The following is a 7635-nucleotide window of genomic DNA, read 5'->3' on the forward strand; positions in this document are numbered from 1 at the left end:
TTATAATTTTTAAAGAGTAAAACAGTTCCAACTGAAAAATATTTTTTCTTTTTGCTTGATTTTAAAATTACTAAATGTCATTATATTTCTGAGAAACAGATTATTATATGAAAAGTAAAATCAGGAGAGATATTATGAAAAAAGTACTATTTTTAGTATTTTTATTGCTAATGATAGCAGCATCGTTAGTTATGGCAGAAAACAAAATAATCGCTAAAGTAAACGGTTCCCCAATTTATGAATCTGAAGTAAATGCTGTTTTTGCAGAGATTTTATTAAAAAACGGTATAGCACCAAACAGCGTTGACTTTAATAACCCACAATTTAGAGAAATTAAAGAAAAAATAGTTGACCAACTAATTGATAGGGAAGTACTTGCTCAACATTCTGAAAAATTTTCTTACAAAAACATCGAAAAAGATATTAAAACAAAACTTTCAGAACTAAAATCAAGTTTTAATAATGAAAAAGAGTTTCAAGATGCTTTAAAAAGAAATAATTTAACTGAACAAGAACTAAAAAATAAAATAAGAAAAAATATTCTGGTTAGAAAACAAATTGATGCAATTAAAAGCAATATTAAGGTAACAGAAGTAGAAAAAAAAGAGTTTTACAATAAGAACATAAATAAATTTAAAACTCCAGATAGTGTCCATGTAAAACATATTATAATTTTAACTGGTAAAAAAAGAAGTGATATAGATGCAAAAAAATTAATAAATGAAATATATAATAAAATTAACAAAGGAGAATCCTTTGAAGATTTGGCAAAAAAATATTCTGAAGATGCTTCAGCTCAAAACGGTGGGGATTTAGGTTTTATTACAAAAGGTAAAACAGTACCTGAGTTTGAGAAAATAGCATTCACCACCAAAACAGGAAAAGTTAGTAAACCATTCAAATCTAAATTTGGCTATCATATTTTAAAAGTAATTGAAAATAAAAAGGGAAAAACACTGACTTATGAAGAAGTAAAAAAGCAAATTTCCCAGTTAATAGTAGATAATAAATTAGAAAATATAATAAAAGATAAAATTAGAAAATGGCGTAAAAATGATAAAATTGAAAAATATTTATGAAATTTAACTTACTTATAATTATAATGTTTGGTATATTATATGCAATTTTTTCCTTAAAAACTGCTGGTGTTACCCCAGAACAACTCGCCGTAAAAAAATGTTCTAAATGCCATTATTCGCTTGATATTATTAAAGGTAAACAACTTACAAAATTAGAATGGATATCGGTTTTAGATAGAATGCAGAAAAAAGGAGCAAATCTCAGCAATAAAGAATATAAAATAATATTAAACTATCTTTTAAGAGGATTTAGTAACTAGTCAATTATGAAATTGAAATTTAGAGAACCTGTCAATGCCATCACACATTTGATAGGTTCTATCTTTAGTATAGTAGTCTTTTATTTATTAGTTAATGGTAGTAGTTATTTATCCAAAAAGATTGCTTTTACAATATATAGTCTAGGAATGTTTTTATCTTTTACATCAAGTTTTATTTATCATTCAATCACTAAAAATAAATCACTGATTTTTGTTTTTAAAAAGATTGACCACATTATGATTTATATTTTTATAGCAGCGTCCTATACTCCCATTTCACTTATCGTATTAGATAAAAAAATAGGTATTTCCCTATTTATAATTATATGGATAATAGCAGTAATTGGTATATTACTTGAAGTATTAATTAAAAACATTTCAAGAACTCTTTCTGCAGCAAATTATCTTCTTATGGGTTGGACTGCTATTATAGCTATTTATCCATTATACACATCATTACCACCTAATGGTTTTTTGTTATTGGTATTAGGAGGAGTTTTTTATACAATTGGTGCTATAATTTATGCTGTAAAAAAACCAAACTTTCTTAAAGATATTCTTGGATTTCATGAGATTTTCCATATATTTGTTTTATTAGGAAGTTTTACGCATTTTTTATTAATGTTTCTTTATATAAAGGGATAGTTTATAATCGGAGGTAGATAATGGCAAAAATATTGATCTGGTTATCATCAAATAAAAAAGAAATTCTTGAACCAGGTATTACATATGGTATTAATGCAAAAAAACATGGATGGGTAGAAGATGTTAAATTTGTAATTTTTGGACAAGCTGAAAAATTATTATTAGAAGATGAAGAACTTTTTAATAAACTTCAAGAACATGCTGAGCCTATATTTTGTAAATATATTGCTGATCAAATAGGAATTACAGAAAACTTAAAGCAAAAAGGAGCAAAAATAAAATATGTAGGAAAGTATATATCAAATCTTATAAATGACGGATATGAAGTACTTACTTTCTAACTTTAAATAAACACAAATAACATTTAGCAAATATTATATCTTTACTCCTTTTTGAATAATTTCTAAAGTCACATTATTGTTTATTATCAAACTATTTACTCAGTAATTTCTTAGGAAATATATTATAAAATATAATCTGAGTAAAAATTGAATTTTTAACTATCTCTTGATTTCAAAAAAAATTTCTTTATTATCACATCGCATGAAAATACTAATATTTAATCCATCCTTTATTGGAGATTCTATACTAACAACTCCACTTATTAAAGCAGTCAAATATTTCTATCCTAATAGTAAAGTTTACTTTTGTGTTAGGCCAGAAAGTGCTCCTCTTTTTAAAAACCTAAGTTTTATTGATGAAATAATAATTTTTGATAAAAGAAACACAGAAAAAGGCATAAAAAATCTTATTCTCTTTATTAAAAAATTAAAAAAAATACATTTTGATATAATTATTTCATGTCACAAGTCCTTGAGAAGCACATTAATAAACTTTTTTTCAAATCCAAAGCGGTCTATCTCATTTAATGAATCTGTTTTATCTTTTTTATATTCCGACACTATTAATCGAAAAATGAGCTTACATGAGGTTGAAAGAAATTTATTGTTATTGAAATTGATTTTAAAAAATTATGATTTTCAAAAAATAAAAAAAATTGCAGGAAAACCTGAAGTTTCTTATGATGAAAAATTATATAAAAATATCGCAAGGTTTTTGAAAGCTTCATTTCCAAACAAAAAAATTGTCGGAATAGCTCCAGCAAGTATGTGGGCTACAAAAATGTGGCCTGCAGAATATTTTACAAAGCTCATCGAAAAATTATATAAAAACGATTATATACCCATAATTTTTGCATCCAAAAATGAAATTCCAGTGGTTAATAAAATTAAAACTTATACTTCCACACCATTTATAAATTTAGCAGGCAAAACATCGATTTTAGAATTATCCACGTGGATAAAATCTGTGGATCTGCTTATTTCAAATGATAGTGCTCCCCTTCACATAAGTATAGCCCACAATAAACCAGTTGTTGGTATTTTTGGACCTACAGTAAAAGAACTTGGCTTTTATCCATATGATAACAAAAGCATTATTGTTGAAAATAACGAAATAAGTTGTCGTCCATGTGGACTTCACGGTGGTAAAAAATGTCCCCAAAATCATTTTAAGTGTATGTTAGATATAAGTCCAGATAAAGTGTTCGATGCATTTCTAAAGGTGATTAATGAATAAAAAAGTACTCTTTGTAAGATTTTCATCTATTGGAGATATTGTTTTAACTACTGGCATAATAAACATTTTTTACAAACAATATCCAAATTATGAAATTCACTTTTTAACATCTAAAGGATACGAAGACCTAATATCTCTAAGACCTGAAATAAAAAAAATTTTATCAATAAAAAGAAAAAGCTCTTTTTTTGAATATTTAAAATTTATACAAGACAATATCAATGATTACGATTATATCTTTGACTTACATAGTAATTTAAGAACTTTTTTTCTAAAAATTTTTTCACCATCGGAAATAAGCTCTTACAAAAAAGATTCTTTTAAAAGGAGAATGTTTGTCAAGTTTCGTCTATTTAAAAACTCATTAGAAAAACATGTGGTTGAAAAGTACTTTGAAGCTGTAAACAAAATACTACCTCTAAAAATCAATACTATTGAAGACTTGCGCCCCACTCTAATTAAAAAAAATAAAAAAGAAAATATCATTGTTATTCATCCTTTTGCTAGCAAAACCACTAAAGAGTGGCCTTATTTTGAAGAAATTGCTTCAAAACTAGCCAATAAAGGTGAAGCAATTACTATTATAGGTAATGGAAATTTTAATATTAAACATAAAAATATTTATAATCTCACCAATAAAACAACTATTAAAGAAATGATAAAAATTATAGCAAAAGCTAAGCTCTTAATAACTACAGATTCGGGCCCTATGCATATTGGTATAGGCTGCAACACACCAACAATTGCTATTTTTGGTTCAACTACACACGAATTTGGATTTTATCCAATTTTTACTAACTCTCAAGTTATTGAAAACAAAAATCTTAATTGTCGTCCTTGCCATATACATGGCTTATCAAAATGCCCAAAAAAGCATTTTAAATGTATGACAGATATTAATATTGATGAAGTATATGAAAAAATAAAAATATTTCTAAAAAATGTAGAAAAATGACTTTCATGATTTCAAAATTATTCACTTACTTTTTGTTACCACCTGGAATTTTTATTTTAATTTTATTAATAATATTAATAAGTTTATCACATATATTAAAGTTGTTAAACAATCTTAAAGATTATCAGATTTCAAATAAATTAAAAAAACGTATTAAAGTTGTTATAATTTTCTCAAATATACTCATTATAATAATCTATTTTCTTTCAATAGAACCAACAAAAGACTTTTTACTATTACCTCTTGAAAACAGCTATCCACCGTTAAATATTAAAACTACAAAAAATGCTAACATTATAATAGTTCTGGGAGGAGGTATTTATGACATATCTCCAGATAATAACCTTCATGCATCAGTAAAACCAGATCCATTAAAAAGGTTAATATATGCATACTACATCCATAAAATTACTGATCTGCCAATTCTAGTAAGTGGCGGACGCGCATTTAAATCTGAAAAAATTGAATCTGAAGCAGACGCCATGAAAAGAGTGTTGATCAAGCTAGGAGTAAGCGAATCCAAGATCTTTACCGACACTAAAAGTAAAAACACCTATGAAAATGCTTTATTTTGCAAAAAGATAATGTCAAAATTGAAAATAAAAAATGCTATTTTAGTAACTTCTGCATATCATATGAAAAGAGCTGTACTATCTTTTAAAAAAGTAAGTGTTAAGGTTATTCCAGCACCTACCGACTATAAAACAGATAGAACAAATTACAATTTTGACAGCTTTATGCCAAAAATGAGCTATTTTTACGATACTTGGCATGCCCTTCACGAATATATTGGCTTAATTTATTATTCACTAAGATACTAATATTAAAAGATAAAATTTTACCAAAAACTGCAAAAATTAAGTTAGATAATTGCCCCTTATAAAGTGATAACTAAATTATCTTATTTTCATCCTTAATTCTATGTAAACTATAAGAGCCCTTCTTATGCAATCTTACGCAAAAATCTTATACACTACCGATTTTATTGTTGAAATTAAGAGAAAAATATATGATAATATTAGTAATTTTAAACAAAAGAAAAAAAGAATAAAAGTCAAAACATTAATGGGTATATATAAAGAATTCTTCAACTTAATTGATGATCCTTTTAAATTAACACCGGATCCAGATTATTTTTATTATTCTTCTAGCCATGAAGAAGCAATAAATTTAATTGAATACGCAATAAATACACGAAAAGGCATCTTGGCATTAATAGGTGAAATAGGTACTGGAAAAACAATATTGACACGTGTTTTAATTAATACTCTTAAAAATGTAGACACATCATTAGTTTTAAATTCTTTTTTAAATCCAGAAGAATTGCTAAGATACATATGTAGTGATTTTGGCATAATATTACCAGATAAGCTAGATATCAGTAAAGTATTTGAAAAGCTAACTGAGTTTCTTGTAGAACTTCATAAAAAAGGTAAAAATGCTCTTGTAATAATTGATGAAGCTCAAAATCTACCTATTGAAACAATGGATATTATCAGACAGTTATCAAACATTGAAAAAGAAGATGAAAAACTTTTACAAATATTATTTGTAGGTCAACCTAAATTTCTAGAAGTTTTAAACAATCACAGTTTAAAACAGTTAAAACAAAGAATTTCTATTATTATACAATTAAAACCACTTAATGAAAAAGACATTGAAAATTATGTTTATTATAGAATCAAAAAAGTATCAAAAAATAATAATATTCTATTTTCAAAAGATGCTATAAAACTTTTATATGATTTAACACAAGGTAACCCTAAAGAAATAAATAGAATTTGTGAACATACCTTAATTAATGCTTACAATGATCGTTGTAAAAAAATTACTAAGAAACACATTGAAAAAGCTTTTAATGAAATATTCCCAACATATGTCACTCATACTAACATATTTGAAACAGGTAAAAATACAAAAAAAACAGCTTTAGTAATAATTTTTCTTTTGATTTTAATATTTCTTACTGGTGGAACTATTCTTTATTTTGTTTTTTGTAAAAACAATCAATTATATTCCTCTAAAAACGAGATACATCCCTCATTAACAAACAAATCTAGCATAAAATCTCAATTCAATAATCAAATACTAGAAACTGATAACAAAAGTGACAGTAATAATAAGCAAAGAAAAAATATTAATATTAGTATTAAAACAGACAATAAAACAAAAATCACAAAGTCAAAAAATTGTATTAAATTTTTAGTAAATCAAAAACTGAGAGAGCTACCTTCGTTAAAATCTAACTATTATTTTACAATTTCTAAAAATAGTATAGCAGAAGTAATTGAGAAAAAAGAAAACTGGGCAAAAATTAGAGTTAATAATAAAACAGGCTGGGTTTTAATATTTTATAAATACAACTCATTAATAATATGTGAAAATAACTAGTTATTAAATATCAAAAACCATCCCAGTTTTCATGTAAAATAAATTAGAGCTCAACTTTGACTTCAACATACAAAAAGAATTTAGACCAGTACAATGACCTGTTATTATATTTTCTACTTCTGTTTCTTGAGAGAAGAAATCTATCACCCTATTAACTGTTTCTTCATCACTTTTAAAAAGATGCGTTCCTCCTATCAAATAATCAATCTTATCCACATTCATTTTGCTTTGACAGTCTTTAACAATGTTGATAATCCCTGAGTGAGAACAACCAGTTATCAAAATATTCTTATCATTAAATTTTATAAACATATATAATTCATCTCTAAAAGGATCTTTTATAATTTCACCATTAATCTCACAATAAAGTCGCGAATCAGCATTAAAAGGTTCAAAATTTTTAATATTGGCAATAAGATATATGTCGTCGTTTATTTTTTTATAATCATCTATATATTCAAAATAAAAATCTTTACATAAATTTTTATTCAAACCAATTTCTTCAAAATCATTTTTAGTCCTTCTTCTTAAATGCTTATCAAAGATATATTTTGATGCAAAAATCTTGTTTGTTAATTCTTTAAAAAATTTTGGATGTTTTGCAATTCCACCCGTGTGATCATAGTGACCATGGCTGAGAACAACAAAATCTATCTTTTTAATGTTATCAGCCAAATATTTATAGTTATTTATAACTGATACGCTCTGCCCTGTGTCAAAAACTATA

9 protein-coding genes are annotated in these 7635 nt (G+C 25.5%); 8 read left to right on the top strand and 1 reads right to left on the bottom strand.

Translation table 11 applies throughout. The annotated features are described in order from the left end of the window. Nucleotides 1-134 precede the first annotated feature (134 nt). From OWK30_RS10660 to OWK30_RS10695, 8 genes are all read left to right on the top strand, one after another. Nucleotides 135-1079, top strand: a complete 945-nt coding sequence (locus OWK30_RS10660; protein ID WP_423326344.1) for a peptidylprolyl isomerase — start codon at nt 135-137, stop codon at nt 1077-1079. Further along, on the top strand, nt 1076-1339 hold the full coding sequence (locus tag OWK30_RS10665; protein WP_423326345.1) for a hypothetical protein: 264 nt from the start codon (nt 1076-1078) through the stop codon (nt 1337-1339). The genes OWK30_RS10660 and OWK30_RS10665 overlap by 4 nt, the downstream gene beginning before the upstream one ends. Nucleotides 1340-1345: 6 nt before the next feature. Beyond that, nucleotides 1346-1984: a PAQR family membrane homeostasis protein TrhA gene (gene trhA / locus OWK30_RS10670; protein WP_423326347.1), complete on the top strand. Its 639-nt coding sequence runs from the start codon at nt 1346-1348 to the stop codon at nt 1982-1984. Between the two features lie 20 nt (nt 1985-2004). Further along, a complete protein-coding gene (locus tag OWK30_RS10675) occupies nt 2005-2325 on the top strand; it encodes a hypothetical protein (protein ID WP_423326349.1) in 321 nt (106 codons plus the stop codon). Nucleotides 2326-2527: 202 nt separating this feature from the next. After that, nucleotides 2528-3562 carry a glycosyltransferase family 9 protein gene (locus tag OWK30_RS10680; protein WP_423326351.1) on the top strand — a complete coding sequence of 345 codons (1035 nt, stop codon included), beginning with the start codon at nt 2528-2530 and terminating at the stop codon, nt 3560-3562. Next, on the top strand, nt 3555-4517 hold the full coding sequence (locus OWK30_RS10685) for a glycosyltransferase family 9 protein (protein WP_423326353.1): 963 nt from the start codon (nt 3555-3557) through the stop codon (nt 4515-4517). Before OWK30_RS10680 ends, OWK30_RS10685 begins: the two co-directional genes overlap by 8 nt. A 5-nt stretch (nt 4518-4522) precedes the next feature. After that, complete coding sequence (locus OWK30_RS10690) at nt 4523-5338, top strand: YdcF family protein (RefSeq protein ID WP_423326355.1); 816 nt, start codon at nt 4523-4525, stop codon at nt 5336-5338. A gap of 124 nt (nt 5339-5462) precedes the next feature. After that, nucleotides 5463-6908: an AAA family ATPase gene (locus tag OWK30_RS10695; RefSeq protein ID WP_423326357.1), complete on the top strand. Its 1446-nt coding sequence runs from the start codon at nt 5463-5465 to the stop codon at nt 6906-6908. A gap of 3 nt (nt 6909-6911) precedes the next feature. Here the strand turns inward: OWK30_RS10695 and OWK30_RS10700 are convergent. After that, on the bottom strand, nt 6912-7635 hold a 724-nt coding region (locus tag OWK30_RS10700), incomplete at its 5' end, for an MBL fold metallo-hydrolase (RefSeq protein WP_423326359.1).

The sequence above is a fragment of the Deferribacter abyssi genome (genome assembly GCF_049472655.1).
Taxonomy (GTDB): Bacteria; Chrysiogenota; Deferribacteres; order Deferribacterales; family Deferribacteraceae; genus Deferribacter; species Deferribacter abyssi.

What these genes read in the sequence shown, in the direction of transcription:
- OWK30_RS10690 (WP_423326355.1), top strand. Translation starts at nt 4,523, where the DNA reads ATGATTTCAAAATTATTCACTTACTTTTTGTTACCACCTGGAATTTTT.
- OWK30_RS10680 (WP_423326351.1), top strand. Translation starts at nt 2,528, where the DNA reads ATGAAAATACTAATATTTAATCCATCCTTTATTGGAGATTCTATACTA.
- OWK30_RS10685 (WP_423326353.1), top strand. Translation starts at nt 3,555, where the DNA reads ATGAATAAAAAAGTACTCTTTGTAAGATTTTCATCTATTGGAGATATT.
- OWK30_RS10675 (WP_423326349.1), top strand. Translation starts at nt 2,005, where the DNA reads ATGGCAAAAATATTGATCTGGTTATCATCAAATAAAAAAGAAATTCTT.
- OWK30_RS10665 (WP_423326345.1), top strand. Translation starts at nt 1,076, where the DNA reads ATGAAATTTAACTTACTTATAATTATAATGTTTGGTATATTATATGCA.
- OWK30_RS10660 (WP_423326344.1), top strand. Translation starts at nt 135, where the DNA reads ATGAAAAAAGTACTATTTTTAGTATTTTTATTGCTAATGATAGCAGCA.
- trhA (WP_423326347.1), top strand. Translation starts at nt 1,346, where the DNA reads ATGAAATTGAAATTTAGAGAACCTGTCAATGCCATCACACATTTGATA.
- OWK30_RS10695 (WP_423326357.1), top strand. Translation starts at nt 5,463, where the DNA reads ATGCAATCTTACGCAAAAATCTTATACACTACCGATTTTATTGTTGAA.